At 62.8% G+C, this 12172-nt stretch carries 21 protein-coding genes; all 21 read right to left on the bottom strand.

What is annotated here, in order from left to right; all coding sequences use genetic code 11:
* Nucleotides 1–5: 5 nt before the first annotated feature.
* The 21 genes from rimK to rplP all read right to left on the bottom strand — a co-directional run bounded on the left by rimK (nucleotide 6) and on the right by rplP (nucleotide 12172).
* A complete protein-coding gene (rimK, locus tag HFP57_RS15220; protein ID WP_176870575.1) occupies nucleotides 6–911 on the bottom strand; it encodes a 30S ribosomal protein S6--L-glutamate ligase in 906 nt (301 codons plus the stop codon).
* Nucleotides 908–1387, bottom strand: coding sequence for an ATP-dependent zinc protease family protein (locus tag HFP57_RS15215; protein ID WP_176870574.1), 480 nt, complete (start codon nucleotides 1385–1387; stop codon nucleotides 908–910). Before HFP57_RS15215 ends, rimK begins: the two co-directional genes overlap by 4 nt.
* 68 nt (nucleotides 1388–1455) lie before the next feature.
* Nucleotides 1456–1785: a hypothetical protein gene (locus HFP57_RS15210; RefSeq protein ID WP_176870573.1), complete on the bottom strand. Its 330-nt coding sequence runs from the start codon at nucleotides 1783–1785 to the stop codon at nucleotides 1456–1458.
* Between the two features lie 85 nt (nucleotides 1786–1870).
* The gene (locus HFP57_RS15205; protein WP_176870572.1) at nucleotides 1871–2278 is read right to left on the bottom strand and encodes a DUF3052 family protein; all 408 of its coding nucleotides are present in this window, start codon (nucleotides 2276–2278) and stop codon (nucleotides 1871–1873) included.
* 8 nt (nucleotides 2279–2286) lie between these two features.
* Nucleotides 2287–3645, bottom strand: a complete 1359-nt coding sequence (gene gdhA / locus HFP57_RS15200) for an NADP-specific glutamate dehydrogenase (RefSeq protein ID WP_176870571.1) — start codon at nucleotides 3643–3645, stop codon at nucleotides 2287–2289.
* A gap of 97 nt (nucleotides 3646–3742) precedes the next feature.
* Nucleotides 3743–4267: an SRPBCC family protein gene (locus HFP57_RS15195; protein WP_176870570.1), complete on the bottom strand. Its 525-nt coding sequence runs from the start codon at nucleotides 4265–4267 to the stop codon at nucleotides 3743–3745.
* A gap of 128 nt (nucleotides 4268–4395) precedes the next feature.
* The gene (locus tag HFP57_RS15190; protein ID WP_176870569.1) at nucleotides 4396–5046 is read right to left on the bottom strand and encodes an adenylate kinase; all 651 of its coding nucleotides are present in this window, start codon (nucleotides 5044–5046) and stop codon (nucleotides 4396–4398) included.
* A complete protein-coding gene (gene secY / locus HFP57_RS15185; protein ID WP_176870568.1) occupies nucleotides 5043–6431 on the bottom strand; it encodes a preprotein translocase subunit SecY in 1389 nt (462 codons plus the stop codon). Before secY ends, HFP57_RS15190 begins: the two co-directional genes overlap by 4 nt.
* A gap of 80 nt (nucleotides 6432–6511) precedes the next feature.
* Nucleotides 6512–7000 (bottom strand): 50S ribosomal protein L15, encoded by a 489-nt coding sequence (gene rplO / locus HFP57_RS15180; protein WP_176870567.1) that lies wholly within the window; start codon nucleotides 6998–7000, stop codon nucleotides 6512–6514.
* A gap of 56 nt (nucleotides 7001–7056) precedes the next feature.
* Nucleotides 7057–7251: a 50S ribosomal protein L30 gene (rpmD, locus tag HFP57_RS15175; protein WP_176871354.1), complete on the bottom strand. Its 195-nt coding sequence runs from the start codon at nucleotides 7249–7251 to the stop codon at nucleotides 7057–7059.
* Between the two features lie 5 nt (nucleotides 7252–7256).
* Complete coding sequence (gene rpsE / locus HFP57_RS18100; protein ID WP_425500715.1) at nucleotides 7257–8165, bottom strand: 30S ribosomal protein S5; 909 nt, start codon at nucleotides 8163–8165, stop codon at nucleotides 7257–7259.
* A gap of 2 nt (nucleotides 8166–8167) precedes the next feature.
* The gene (gene rplR / locus HFP57_RS15165) at nucleotides 8168–8524 is read right to left on the bottom strand and encodes a 50S ribosomal protein L18 (RefSeq protein ID WP_176870566.1); all 357 of its coding nucleotides are present in this window, start codon (nucleotides 8522–8524) and stop codon (nucleotides 8168–8170) included.
* Nucleotides 8525–8527: 3 nt separating this feature from the next.
* Nucleotides 8528–9061: a 50S ribosomal protein L6 gene (gene rplF, locus HFP57_RS15160; RefSeq protein ID WP_176870565.1), complete on the bottom strand. Its 534-nt coding sequence runs from the start codon at nucleotides 9059–9061 to the stop codon at nucleotides 8528–8530.
* Nucleotide 9062: 1 nt separating this feature from the next.
* A complete protein-coding gene (gene rpsH, locus HFP57_RS15155) occupies nucleotides 9063–9458 on the bottom strand; it encodes a 30S ribosomal protein S8 (protein WP_176870564.1) in 396 nt (131 codons plus the stop codon).
* A gap of 10 nt (nucleotides 9459–9468) precedes the next feature.
* Nucleotides 9469–9774 (bottom strand): 30S ribosomal protein S14, encoded by a 306-nt coding sequence (gene rpsN, locus HFP57_RS15150; protein WP_176870563.1) that lies wholly within the window; start codon nucleotides 9772–9774, stop codon nucleotides 9469–9471.
* 38 nt (nucleotides 9775–9812) lie between these two features.
* Nucleotides 9813–10421, bottom strand: a complete 609-nt coding sequence (rplE, locus tag HFP57_RS15145) for a 50S ribosomal protein L5 (protein WP_176870562.1) — start codon at nucleotides 10419–10421, stop codon at nucleotides 9813–9815.
* The gene (gene rplX, locus HFP57_RS15140; protein ID WP_176870561.1) at nucleotides 10414–10734 is read right to left on the bottom strand and encodes a 50S ribosomal protein L24; all 321 of its coding nucleotides are present in this window, start codon (nucleotides 10732–10734) and stop codon (nucleotides 10414–10416) included. Before rplX ends, rplE begins: the two co-directional genes overlap by 8 nt.
* Before the next feature lie 2 nt (nucleotides 10735–10736).
* On the bottom strand, nucleotides 10737–11105 hold the full coding sequence (rplN, locus tag HFP57_RS15135) for a 50S ribosomal protein L14 (protein WP_116235880.1): 369 nt from the start codon (nucleotides 11103–11105) through the stop codon (nucleotides 10737–10739).
* A gap of 53 nt (nucleotides 11106–11158) precedes the next feature.
* Entirely contained in the window at nucleotides 11159–11512 is a 354-nt protein-coding gene (rpsQ, locus tag HFP57_RS15130; RefSeq protein WP_176870560.1) for a 30S ribosomal protein S17, read from the bottom strand.
* 12 nt (nucleotides 11513–11524) lie between these two features.
* On the bottom strand, nucleotides 11525–11737 hold the full coding sequence (gene rpmC, locus HFP57_RS15125; RefSeq protein WP_176870559.1) for a 50S ribosomal protein L29: 213 nt from the start codon (nucleotides 11735–11737) through the stop codon (nucleotides 11525–11527).
* A 12-nt stretch (nucleotides 11738–11749) separates the two neighbouring features.
* Nucleotides 11750–12172, bottom strand: a complete 423-nt coding sequence (gene rplP / locus HFP57_RS15120) for a 50S ribosomal protein L16 (RefSeq protein WP_176870558.1) — start codon at nucleotides 12170–12172, stop codon at nucleotides 11750–11752.

The following is a 12172-nucleotide window of genomic DNA, read 5'->3' as shown; positions in this document are numbered from 1 at the left end:
GGGCGTCAGCCCTGGCCGCGGGTCTTCGTTTTTCCCGGCTGCGCCTTGGCTTCGACGAAATCGATGATCATGCCGGCCACGTCCTTGCCGGTGGCATTTTCGATACCTTCGAGACCGGGGGAACTGTTGACCTCCATGATCACCGGTCCGTGATTGGCGCGCAGGATGTCGACGCCGGCGACATTGAGCCCCATCACCTTGGCTGCGCGGACCGCCGTCGAACGCTCCTCGGGCGTGATCTTGATGCTCTTCGCCGATCCGCCGCGATGGAGATTGGACCGGAAATCGCCTTCCGCACCCGTGCGCATCATCGAGGCGACGACCTTGCCGCCGACGACGAGGATGCGGATGTCGCTCGATCCGGCTTCCTTGATGAACTCCTGCACGAGGATGTTCACATTGACCCCGCGGAACGCCTCGATCACGGACTTGGCCGACTGCTCGGTCTCGCCGAGCACGACGCCGATTCCCTGGGTGCCTTCGAGCAGCTTGATGACGGCCGGCGCGCCGCCGACCATCTTCAGCACTTCCTCGGTCTGTTTCGGATCGTGGGCGAAGGCCGTGACCGGCAGGCCGAGGCCATGTTTCGAAAAAATCTGCATCGAGCGGAGCTTGTCGCGCGAGCGGCCGATCGCGACGCTCTCGTTGAGCGGCCACACGCCCATCATCTCGAACTGGCGCAGCACGGCCAGCCCGTAATGGGTGATCGACGCACCGATCCGCGGAATGACCGCGTCGTAACCGACCAGCTTCTCGCCATTGTAATGGACGCTGGGCCGGTGCGACGCGATATTCATCGTGCAGCGCAGCGTGTTCAATATGTCCAGCGTGTGGCCGCGCTCTTCGGCGGCCTCGACGAGGCGCTTGTGCGAATAGAGATTCGCGTTGCGCGCGAGCATGGCGATTTTCATGGTCCGTGTCCCTCCTTCGGCGGCGTGCCGAGCAACCATCGCTTGCCGCTGTTGACGAGAAAGCCGCGCTTCAGCGCCCGGCGTCCCACAAGCACGGGAAACGCCATTGTCGCCCGGTTGGCAAGCGTTATTTGGGCGCGCCACCGGAGCGGCCCCATTTCGGCAACCGTCCGGATGACGTAGCGGGTCTGCTTGCTGCCGTTGGAACTCGTGATCTGACGCGTTTCGAGCAGCGGCGCCTCGCAATCCTGCGGCCCGTGACCCGCCGAGCGCGGCGAATGAAACCGCACCCATTGTTTGCCGTCGCGCTCGAACGGCTTGATCCGCGTCGCATGCAGCGAAGAGGTGCGCGCGCCGGTATCGATCTTGGCGTGCATGCCGAACAGGCCGAGGTCCGGCAGGTCGACAAGCTCGCACCAGCCGATTTCGACTGGCTCCTTGAGCCGGGCGCGCAACCGCGGTTTTTTCGCGTTCATCCGACGGCGTTACTGCGCCTTGACCGTTCCGTGCAATCTCTTTGATTGCACTGGTTTTTCCGAAGCCGCTATTCGCCACCCGGTTCGGGCGCGGGTTCGCGCACCTTCTGGATCAGCGAATAGACGCTGTAGATCACCAGCGCGGCGATGATCGCATAGACCCACCAGGCGAGATTCCGGCCGGCGATGATCAGGTAGATATAGGCCGACATCGCGAGAAATCCGGCGATGATGATCTGAAAGGCGATCGCCTCGCCGCGGCGCTTGCGGCGGACCATCCAGGTGACCGTCGCCAGAAAGAAGGGGATCGCGCCGACATAGATGGCGCCGAATATATAGGGATTGACGCCATATTCGGCGCCGAGGCTCATAAACCAGTCATTGATCGCTTCGAACATTGCTGCCTCCCTGGCAGAGTGTGTCTGTACGGCAATAGGTTCGGCTAGGGTATCGTTGCGGTTACATTCATGATCCGCCACGCGATCAGCGGCGCAGCTCCTTGCGGATAACCAGCTTCAGCCCGGACCAGATCTCGTCGACAGCGCAGACCTTGATATCGACCAGCCCCATCGGCAGCGCGACCTCACGGACCACATCCTCGGTGATGTCGGTCGGAACCTTGGACGCCTTTTTCGGCCAGGACATCCAGACGAACCCGTCCTGCGCCATGCACTTTCGCAATTCCGCGAGCAGCCGTTCCATCTCCGCCCGCTCTGTCGTGAAGATATGCGCGGCGACCGGCGCGTCCATCGGGCCCAATGTCCAGGCAATATCGGCCTGCGCCTCGATCGCCGTGCGGACAGTATCCGGCAGCCCCGATTGCCAGACGGCCATCCCGTCCACGAAACCGAGCTTTTTCGCGAGCGGCGTTCCCGAATAGCCGGCGGGCATGGATCGGCTCAGACGACGCCGAAGGCGAGCATGGCGTCCGCGACCTTCTTGAAGCCCGCGATATTCGCGCCCTTCACATAGTTCACATAGCCGCCATTCTCGCCGCCGCCATATTCGGCGCATTTGGCATGAATATCGGTCATGATGTCGTGCAGGAGATCGCCGAGCCGTTCGGTGTGCCAAACGACGCGTTCGGAATTCTGGCTCATCTCGAGACCCGACACGGCGACCCCGCCGGCATTGGCCGCCTTGCCCGGCGCGTACATGATATGCGCCTCGTGGAACACCTCGACCCCTTCCAGGGTCGTCGGCATGTTCGCGCCCTCGGCAACGGCCATACAGCCATTGTCGACGAGTTCCCTGGCCTCGTCTCCGTTGAGTTCATTCTGCGTGGCGCAGGGCAAGGCCACGTCGCATGGCACGTTCCAGGGCCGCGCGCCTTCATGGAAACTCGCATTGGTGAAATGGTCGGCATATTCGCTGATCCGGCCGCGGCGTTCGTTTTTCAGCTCCTTGACCCAGTCGATCTTGTCCTGATCGATGCCGTCGGGATCGTGGATGAACCCGCCGCTGTCGGAAAGAGTCAGCACCTTGCCGCCCAGCTGGGTGAATTTTTCGGCGGCGTGGGTCGCGACATTGCCGGACCCGGAGATCACTGCCGTCTTGCCTTCGATATCCTCCCCGGCATGTGTCAGCATATTGTGGAGGAAGATCACCGCGCCGTAGCCGGTCGCTTCGGGCCGCATCTGCGATCCGCCATATTCGATCGCCTTGCCCGTGAGGACGCCCTCCCAGCGATTCGTGACCCGCTTGTACTGGCCGAACATATAGCCGATCTCGCGCCCGCCGACGCCGATATCGCCGGCCGGGACATCGGTATCGGGGCCGATATGGCGATAGAGTTCGGTCATGAAGGACTGGCAGAAACGCATGACTTCGGCGTCCGACTTGCCCCTGGGATTGAAATTGGCGCCGCCCTTGCCGCCGCCCATCGGCAGGCCGGTCAGCGAATTCTTGAAGGTCTGCTCGAAGGCGAGGAATTTGAGGACGCTCTCGGTGACGGTCGGGTGGAAGCGGATGCCGCCCTTATAGGGGCCGATCGCATTGTTGTTCTGGACGCGCCAGCCACGCTGGACGCGGATATTGTGATTGTCGTCCTCCCAGCAAACGCGGAAACTGACGACCCGATCGGGCTCGGCGATCCGGCGCAGGATCTGCGCTTCGTGATATTCTTCCTTGTCCTCGATGAAATCGAAAATGTCCTGCGCGACTTCGCGCACGGCCTGGATGAATTCGGTCTGGCCCGGATTGCGCTTCTCGACGCCCGCCATGAAGCCTTCGAGATCCACATGATCGCTAACCGCCATTGTCTTCTCCCCTCCCAAGAAACAAAAGAGCGCGCCCGTGCCGGTTGATTCGATCCGGTCTCAACGCCTGTGTAGCAGACGGGAAAACGGTGACCAGTCAGTCCGTTGGCGAGAAGAGCGCGGCAAGCCGGTCGAGCTGTTCGCGCACTACGCCGTCGACGATCGGCGCAAAGGTTTCGCGATCGAACTGCATATGGCCGCCGACCGAATAGGTCTGGGTGATGCGGGTCCCGCCATCGACCGGTTCGAGCTGCCAGGTCAGCGCACCGGCAAGCCCCTCGCCCTGCAACGGCCCGAGCGCCCCGGCGAGGCGCAGCGTCTGGCCGGGCTGGACCATCACGACGCGCATATGCTCGGCCGATCCGTTGTTCGGCAGCGCTTCGCAAAAACAGCCGCCCGCGACCGGATCGAGCGAGAAAGCCGCGGCGTCCCCGCCCCAGCTGTGATCGGGATTCCAATAGCGGGAGGGTTCGATCAGCACGGCCCAGACCTCGTCCGGCGCCGCCGCGACCATGGCGTTGTTCGACGCGGTAAATCCGGTATCCGATAACGTCACTTCGGCGCCGGCGGCGGCCGGTACGGCGAAACAGAATGCGGCGGCTAGAAGCAGGCTTTTCCTCATTCCGCCATCATACATGTCCGTGGTCCCCGCGAAAGCGGCAATCCCGATGTCTTCGACCGGCGGCAAAACTGTTCGACAGGAGTGGAGGAAGCGGGATCCCCGCTTCCGCGGAGATGACGGGGACGCTTCTATTCGCCGCCCAGTATCGCCTCGATCGACGCGCTGACCGTGTCGATATCGGCCATGCCGTCGACCCGGCGGACCAGGCCCTTGGGCTCGTAATGCGGGATGATCGGCGCGGTCTTGGTGCGATATTCCTGCATCCGCGTGCGCACGGTTTCGGCATTGTCGTCGGGGCGGCGTTTGAAATCGGTCGATCCGCAGACATCGCAGACGCCCTCTACCTTGGGCAGCTTGAACGTGTCGTGATAGCCTTCGCCGCAATTGGCGCAGGTGAAACGGCCGGTGATGCGTTCGACCAGCGCATCTTCGTCGACGACCAGTTCGATCACATGATCGAGCGGCATGCCCTTTTCGGCGAGCAGCGCGTCGAGCGAATGGGCCTGGGCTTCGGTGCGCGGATAGCCGTCCAGGATGAAACCGCTCTTGACGTCGTCTTCGTCGAGCCGGTCGGAGAGAATGCCGGTCACGATCTCGTCTGACACGAGATCGCCGCGTTCCATCACATCCTTGGCCTTGAGGCCGACCGGGGTTTCCGCGGCTACCGCGGCGCGCAGCATATCGCCGGTGGAAAGTTGGACCATGCCGCGCTCGTCTTCGAGCTTGGACGCCTGGGTGCCCTTACCCGCACCAGGCGGGCCCAACAGAATGATATTCACCGACGCTGTCCCCCGCCTTTCAATTTGGCCTTCTTGATCAGATCACCATATTGGTGCGCAAGCAAGTGGCTTTGTATCTGGCTGACGGTGTCGATGGTCACATTGACCACGATGAGCAGGCTGGTGCCGCCGAGCACAAAGGCCTGAATCCCGGCCTGGGTGGATAAGAACTCCGGTATCAGACAAATCAGCGTCAGATACGCTGCCCCCACCACCGTGATGCGCGTCAGCACATAGTCGAGATATTCGGCCGTCCGCTCGCCCGGGCGGATACCCGGCACGAAGCCGCCATAACGCTTCAGATTGTCCGCCGTTTCTTCCGGATTGAAGACGACCGCGGTGTAGAAGAAGCAGAAGAAGATGATCATACCGGCATAGAGCAGCAGATAGAGCGATCCGCCGCGGCCGAGCGCGTTGGTGATCGTCAGCAGCAGCTCGTTGCTGGTCGAGGCCGTATCGGTCACGCCGCCCGACATGAACTGCGCCACGGTCAGCGGCATCAGCAGCAGCGACGAGGCGAAGATCGGCGGGATGACGCCGGCCGTGTTGATCTTGAGCGGCAGATGCGATTTTTCCTGCGTCATGCCGCCGCGCTGCTGCGCGCGCTTCGGATACTGGATCAGGACCCGCCTTTGCGCCCGCTCCATGAAGCAGATGCCGAAGATCAGGCCGACGAAGAGCAGCAGGAAGCCGACGACATAACCGGTCGGGATGGCGCCGGTCTGACCCGAGGCGAAGAGCTGGATGAGTTCGGTCGGCATCATCGCGACGATGCCCGCCATGATGATCAGCGAAACGCCGTTACCGATACCGCGCGACGTGATCTGCTCGCCCAGCCACATCAGGAACATCGTGCCGCCGACCAGGCTGACCACGGCGCCGAGCCGGAACAGCATGACGCTGTCGCTGACGATGACCTGCTGGCCCTGTGCGGTCGCAAGGCTTTCGAGCCCGACCGCGAGGAAATAGCCCTGGACCGTGGTCAGGCCGACCGTGCCGTAGCGCGTATACTGGTTGAGCTTCTTCCGACCGCTTTCGCCCTCTTTCTTGATCGCGTTCAGGGTCGGGGACAGCGCGGCCGCCATCTGGATGACGATCGACGCCGTGATATAGGGCATGACGCCGAGTGCGATGATGCTCATCCGTTCGAGCGAACCGCCCGAAAATGTGTTGAAGACGTTGAGGATGCCGCCGCCGCCCGTATTGTCCTGCGTCAGGTCGACGACCTGCTGCAGCGCGACGGGATCGATGCCCGGCAGCGGCACGAAGCTCAGCAGCCGGAAGATGATGAGCGCGCCGAGGGTGAACCAGATGCGCTGGCGCAGTTCGGTCGCCTGGGCGAATTTGCCCAGATTCAGTCCTGCTCCAACAGTGTTACTGGCCATCGTCTATCCAATCCCTCGGTCCGCGAAGACCGTTATATCGGGGCGGGGCCCGCTATCGGCAAGCCCCTCTCCGGGTAACGCTATTCGGCTTTGGCTTCCTCGGCCTTGGCCGCGGCCGCGATCTCGACCTTGCCGCCTGCCTTCTCGACCGCTTCGACTGCGCCCTTGGACGCGCCGGCCACCGAGAAGTTCACCTTGGCGGAAATCTCGCCCTTGCCGAGCAGGCGCACGCCGTCCTTGCCGCCGCGCGTCAGGCCGACCGCCTCGAGCGCGTCCTGGTCGACGGTTTTCTTAGCATCGAGCTTCTTCTCGTCGATCGCCTTCTGGACCGCGCCGACATTGACGATGGCATAGTCCTTGCCGAACGGATTGTTGAAGCCGCGCTTGGGAAGGCGCATGTGGAGCGGCATCTGGCCACCCTCGAAGCCCTTGATGGCGACGCCCGAACGGCTCTTCTGGCCCTTCATGCCGCGGCCGCCGGTCTTGCCCTTGCCCGAGCCGATGCCCCGGCCCACACGGGTGCGCTCCTTGCGGGCGCCCTTATTGTCTTTGAGTTCGTTGAGTTTCATCTGTCTGCACTCGCTTTCGCTTGGTTCGCGCTATCGCCTCCGGATGGAGACGGAGTTTAGCTGTCCTGCACCTCGACCATGTGCTGAACCTTCTTGATCATGCCGCGGATTTCGGGCGTGTCTTCGAGTTCAACGGTCCGGCTCATCTTGTTCAGCCCGAGCCCGATCAGCGTCTGGCGCTGACCCTTCTCGCGGCGGATGGGCGAACCGGTCTGGGTGACCTTGATCATGTTCTTCTTGGCTGCGGCCATCATCGTTACTCCGTCACCGCCTCGGCCTCGGCCTTGGCTTCCTCGGCCCCGATATCGCCGCGGCGCTGCACCAAGTCGGCGATTTTCAAGCCGCGGCGCGCCGCAACCGATTTCGGGCTCGACTGATCCTTGAGCGCCTCGAAGGTCGCCCGGATCATGTTGTAGGGGTTCGACGTGCCGACCGACTTGGTCACCACATCGGCAACACCGAGGCTTTCGAACACGGCACGCATCGGACCGCCGGCGATGATGCCGGTACCCGGAGGCGCCGAACGCACGGTGACGTTGCCCGCGCCGAAACGGCCCTGGCCGTCGTGATGCAGCGTCCGGCCGTCACGCAGCGGAACGCGCATCATGTTCTTCTTCGCCGCCGCCGTCGCCTTCTGGATGGCTTCGGGCACTTCGCGCGCCTTGCCATGACCGAAACCGGCCCGGCCCTTGCCGTCGCCGACGATCATCAGCGCGGCGAAACCGAAGCGCTTGCCGCCCTTCACCGTCTTGGAGACGCGGTTGATATGGACGAGCTTCTCGACCAGATCCTCGCCGTCATCGTTCCGCCGATTGTCGCGGCCGCGGCCGCGGCCACCGCCGCGATTGCCGCCACGATTGCCGCCGCGATTGCCGCCGCCACGGCCGCCCCGCGGGGGACGGCTGGTTGCGGTCGTTTTTTCGGCCGGCTGGGTAACAGCCTGGACGCTATTCTCGTTCGAAAGCTGCTTTTCCTCGACCAGCGGCTCGGGAACGTCGGTCGCTTCGGCAGCGGCCTCGGCGCCCGGCGCGGCCTTTTCGGCCGGCTTGTCCTCCGTCTTGGCCTCTTCCTTTTCGGGAGCGGCTTCGGCGGCGGGCGTCTTTGCTTCGGTCTCGTCGGCCTTCGCCTCTTCGGGCGCGGCGTCCGTCTTCTTGTCGTCAGCCATCATTAAAACTCCAGTCCGCCTTCACGGGCGGCATCGGCGAGCGCCTTCACGCGCCCGTGAAACAGAAAGGCGCCGCGATCGAACACGACCCGCTTGACGCCGGCCTTCACCGCGCGCTCGGCGACCCGCTTGCCGACATCGGCGGCGGCATCGACATTGGCGCCGGACTTGCCCTTGTAATCCCCGTCGAGCGTCGAGGCCGCGGCAACGGTCGTGCCGGCCTTGTCGTCGATAACCTGCGCATAGATATGCCGGCCCGACCGATGGATCGACAGGCGCGGCCGGTCGCCGGCCTTGCGGCGCAAGGCGACACGGACGCGCTGACGGCGTTTTTCGAAAGGAGTAAGACGCTTTGCCATGGCTTACTTCTTCTTTCCTTCTTTGCGGAAAACATATTCCCCGCGATATTTGATGCCCTTGCCCTTGTAAGGCTCGGGTTTCCGCCATGCGCGGATCTCGGCGGCTACCTGGCCGACCTGCTGCTTGTCGATACCGCTGATCTCGATCGTCGTCTGATCGGGCGTCTTGATATCGATACCCTCGGGAATCGCATAATCGACATCATGGCTGAAACCGAGCTGCAGCTTCAGGGTCTTACCCTGGACCTGCGCGCGATAGCCGACGCCGGTGATCTCGAGCACCTTGGAATAGCCCTCGGACACGCCCTCGACGAGATTGGCGACGAACGTCCGCTGCATGCCCCAATAGGAGCGCGCACGCTTGGTGTCGTTGGCCGGCTTCACGACGATTTCGCCGTCTTCGACTTTATACGAAATATCGTCGATCAGCGTCATCGTCAGCGTGCCCTTGGCACCCTTCACGCTCAGCTCGCTGCCGTTGATTTCGGCCGTCACCCCGTCGGGGATCGCCACCGGCCTTTTTCCGATCCGGCTCATTCTAGAATACCTCCGCCAGCACTTCGCCGCCGACATTCTGCTCGCGCGCTTCCGCGTCGGACAATACGCCGCGCGGGGTCGAGACGATGGTGATGCCAAGGCCGTTGCGCACCCGCGGCAGATCCTTCGACCCGCTATAGACGCGGCGACCCGGGGTCGAGACGCGCGCGACATGCTGAATGGCCGGCTGGCCTTCGAAATATTTGAGCTCGATGCGCAAGCCTTTGTGCTTGCCGAGCTCTTCCTCGCTGTAGCCGCGAATGAAACCTTCGCGCTGCAGCACTTCCAGCACACGGGCGCGGAGCCGCGAAGCCGGGCTCGTCACGGAGTCCTTCTTCGCCTGCTGGCCGTTGCGGATACGGGTGAGCATATCACCCAGGGGATCGGTCATCGACATATCGTTACCCCTACCAGCTCGACTTCGTCACACCGGGAATCAGGCCCTTGTTGGCCAGATCGCGGAGCGCGATGCGCGAGAGTTTGAACTTGCGGTAATAGCCGCGCGGACGCCCGGACAGCTCGCACCGGTTGCGGATACGGGTCGGGTTCGCGTTGCGCGGAATTTCCGCCATTTTGAGGCGCGCCATCAGACGCTCGCTATCGTCGAGCGACTTGTCGTTCGCCTGTGCCTTCAGCTTGGCGTATTTGGCCGCATATTTCTTGGCCATACGCTTGCGCTTTTCATTCCGTTCGATGGAACTCAGTTTCGCCATGACTTAAGTTCTCGCTCCTTGTTGCGAGAAGGGAGGGCTTACGCCGCTTCCTTCTGCTTTTCGTTATCGGTTTCGCCGTCGTCCTCGGAGGTTTCTTCCGGCGGGAAGGGGAAGTTGAACAGCCGCAGCAGTTCGCGTGCCTCTTCGTCGGTCGTGGCCGTGGTCGTGACGATCACGTCCATGCCGCGCACTTCGTCGACATCGTCATATTTGATCTCGGGGAACACCATCTGCTCCTTGAGGCCCATCGCGAAATTGCCGCGCCCGTCGAAGCTCTTCGGGTTGAGGCCCCGGAAATCTCGAATGCGCGGCATCGCGATCGTCGTTAGCCGGTCGACAAATTCGAACATCCGGTCGCCGCGCAGCGTGACCTTGCAGCCGATCGGCATGCCTTCGCGCAGCTTGAAGCCGGCGATCGACTGTTTGGCGAGCGTGATCACGGGCTTCTGGCCGGCGATCTTCTCCATCTCTTCAGCCGCCTTCTGGACGCGCTTCTTGTCGTCCACCGCCTTGCCGACACCCATATTGATGACGATCTTCTCCAGGCGCGGGACCTGCATGTGATTCTTGTAGCCGAATTTCTCCGTCATCGCCTTGACGATGCGGTCCTTGTATTCGGTGCGCATACGTGGCGTATAATCAGCCATCGATAGTCTCCCCGGAACGCGCGGCAACGCGAACCTTCTTGCCATCCTTGTTCGTTTCCATGCGGACCCGGGTCGGCTTGCCGGTCTTCGGATCCTCGAGCGCGACGTTCGAAACGTGCAGCGGGGCTTCGCTGCGTTCGATGCCGCCTTGCGGGTTCTGCTGGCTAGGCTTGCGGTGACGCACGGCGATATTCACGCCTTCCACGACAACCTTGTCCGCCTTGGGCATGACCCTGGTTACCGTTCCGTGCTGGCCCTTATTCTTGCCGGCCAGGATGACGACCTTGTCGCCCTTCTTGATCTTGGCTGCCATGACTAGAGAACCTCCGGTGCCAGGCTGACGATTTTCATGTGACGCGCGGCGCGCAGTTCGCGAACGACCGGGCCGAAGATACGCGTACCGATCGGCTCCTTGTTGGCGTTCACGAGCACGGCGGCATTGCTGTCGAAGCGGATCGTCGAGCCGTCGGCGCGCTTCACATCCTTGCGGGTGCGCACGATCACGGCGCGATGAACGTCGCCCTTCTTGACCTTGCCGCGCGGCGCCGCTTCCTTGATCGAGACGACGATAATGTCGCCCACGGTCGCGGTACGGCGCTTCGAGCCGCCCAGCACCTTGATGCACTGGACGCGCTTGGCGCCGCTGTTATCGGCGACGTCGAGAACTGACTGCATCTGGATCATCGATCCGTTCCTTCTTCCTCGCTCCCCGCTCCCGCGGGAAAACCTCTAAAAATCTACGCCTCGGCCTTGGCTTCCGGCTCTGCCTTGGCTTCCGGCTCGCGGGCCGCTTCCAGATCGACGGCATCGGTCTCGGCGATGTCGATCTTCTCGACATGCTTCGGCGCGCTGCTCACATCGACGCGGTCAAGAACCTTCCAGGTCTTGAGCTTCGAAATCGGCTTCGTTTCCTCGATCCGCACCGTTTCACCGATGGCGAATTCATTCTTCTCGTCATGGGCGTGATACTTTTTCGAACGCCGGATGATCTTGCCGTACAGAGGGTGTTTCACCTTCCGTTCGACTTTCACGACGATCGTCTTGTCGGTCTTGTCCGACACCACCATCCCGGTCAGCACGCGCTTGGGCATTGCAATAACTCCTTAAGCCTGTTCGGCGGCCGCGCGAGCGCGTTCGCTCTGCAGCGTCTTGATACGGGCGATCGTCCGCCGGACCTCGGTGACCCGGGCCGGGTTTTCGAGCTGGTTGGTCGCCGACTGGAAGCGCAGGTTGAACTGCTCGCGCTTCAGGTCGGCAAGATCCGCCGCCAGCTCGTCGTCATTCTTGACCCGAAGGTCTTCGATTGGCCGTGCCATCGCTCGTGCCTCCTAGTAAATCGACTCGCCAAGGCGGGCGACCACCTTGGTCTTGATCGGCAGCTTCTCGGCCGCGCGCTCGAACGCCGTGCGCGCGAGCGGACCGGGAACGCCGTCCAGTTCAAACAGAATCCGGCCGGGCTTGACGCGGGCGGCCCAGTATTCGGGGGAACCCTTGCCCTTGCCCTGGCGGACTTCGGCCGGCTTTTTCGAGACCGGCACGTCCGGGAAGACGCGGATCCACAACCGGCCCTGACGGCGGATATGACGCGTGATCGCCCGACGGGCGGCCTCGATCTGGCGCGCGGTGATCCGTTCCGGCTCGAGGGCCTTCAGGCCGAAGGAACCGAAATTGAGATCCGTACCGCCAGGGGCGTTGCCCTTGATCCGGCCCTTGAAGGCCTTGCGGAACTTCGTGCGTTTGGGTTGCAGCAT

This window comes from Parasphingopyxis algicola (assembly GCF_013378075.1).
Taxonomy (GTDB): Bacteria; Pseudomonadota; Alphaproteobacteria; order Sphingomonadales; family Sphingomonadaceae; genus Parasphingopyxis; species Parasphingopyxis algicola.
Note: the sequence above shows the minus strand (reverse complement) of the source record. Positions and strands in the feature narration are given on the sequence as shown.

What these genes read in the sequence shown, in the direction of transcription:
- rimK (WP_176870575.1), bottom strand. Translation starts at nt 911, where the DNA reads ATGAAAATCGCCATGCTCGCGCGCAACGCGAATCTCTATTCGCACAAG.
- HFP57_RS15215 (WP_176870574.1), bottom strand. Translation starts at nt 1,387, where the DNA reads ATGAACGCGAAAAAACCGCGGTTGCGCGCCCGGCTCAAGGAGCCAGTC.
- HFP57_RS15210 (WP_176870573.1), bottom strand. Translation starts at nt 1,785, where the DNA reads ATGTTCGAAGCGATCAATGACTGGTTTATGAGCCTCGGCGCCGAATAT.
- HFP57_RS15205 (WP_176870572.1), bottom strand. Translation starts at nt 2,278, where the DNA reads ATGCCCGCCGGCTATTCGGGAACGCCGCTCGCGAAAAAGCTCGGTTTC.
- gdhA (WP_176870571.1), bottom strand. Translation starts at nt 3,645, where the DNA reads ATGGCGGTTAGCGATCATGTGGATCTCGAAGGCTTCATGGCGGGCGTC.
- HFP57_RS15195 (WP_176870570.1), bottom strand. Translation starts at nt 4,267, where the DNA reads ATGAGGAAAAGCCTGCTTCTAGCCGCCGCATTCTGTTTCGCCGTACCG.
- secY (WP_176870568.1), bottom strand. Translation starts at nt 6,431, where the DNA reads ATGGCCAGTAACACTGTTGGAGCAGGACTGAATCTGGGCAAATTCGCC.
- rplO (WP_176870567.1), bottom strand. Translation starts at nt 7,000, where the DNA reads ATGAAACTCAACGAACTCAAAGACAATAAGGGCGCCCGCAAGGAGCGC.
- rpmD (WP_176871354.1), bottom strand. Translation starts at nt 7,251, where the DNA reads ATGGCCGCAGCCAAGAAGAACATGATCAAGGTCACCCAGACCGGTTCG.
- rpsE (WP_425500715.1), bottom strand. Translation starts at nt 8,165, where the DNA reads ATGGCTGACGACAAGAAGACGGACGCCGCGCCCGAAGAGGCGAAGGCC.
- rplR (WP_176870566.1), bottom strand. Translation starts at nt 8,524, where the DNA reads ATGGCAAAGCGTCTTACTCCTTTCGAAAAACGCCGTCAGCGCGTCCGT.
- rplF (WP_176870565.1), bottom strand. Translation starts at nt 9,061, where the DNA reads ATGAGCCGGATCGGAAAAAGGCCGGTGGCGATCCCCGACGGGGTGACG.
- rpsH (WP_176870564.1), bottom strand. Translation starts at nt 9,458, where the DNA reads ATGTCGATGACCGATCCCCTGGGTGATATGCTCACCCGTATCCGCAAC.
- rpsN (WP_176870563.1), bottom strand. Translation starts at nt 9,774, where the DNA reads ATGGCGAAACTGAGTTCCATCGAACGGAATGAAAAGCGCAAGCGTATG.
- rplE (WP_176870562.1), bottom strand. Translation starts at nt 10,421, where the DNA reads ATGGCTGATTATACGCCACGTATGCGCACCGAATACAAGGACCGCATC.
- rplX (WP_176870561.1), bottom strand. Translation starts at nt 10,734, where the DNA reads ATGGCAGCCAAGATCAAGAAGGGCGACAAGGTCGTCATCCTGGCCGGC.
- rplN (WP_116235880.1), bottom strand. Translation starts at nt 11,105, where the DNA reads ATGATCCAGATGCAGTCAGTTCTCGACGTCGCCGATAACAGCGGCGCC.
- rpsQ (WP_176870560.1), bottom strand. Translation starts at nt 11,512, where the DNA reads ATGCCCAAGCGCGTGCTGACCGGGATGGTGGTGTCGGACAAGACCGAC.
- rpmC (WP_176870559.1), bottom strand. Translation starts at nt 11,737, where the DNA reads ATGGCACGGCCAATCGAAGACCTTCGGGTCAAGAATGACGACGAGCTG.
- rplP (WP_176870558.1), bottom strand. Translation starts at nt 12,172, where the DNA reads ATGCTGCAACCCAAACGCACGAAGTTCCGCAAGGCCTTCAAGGGCCGG.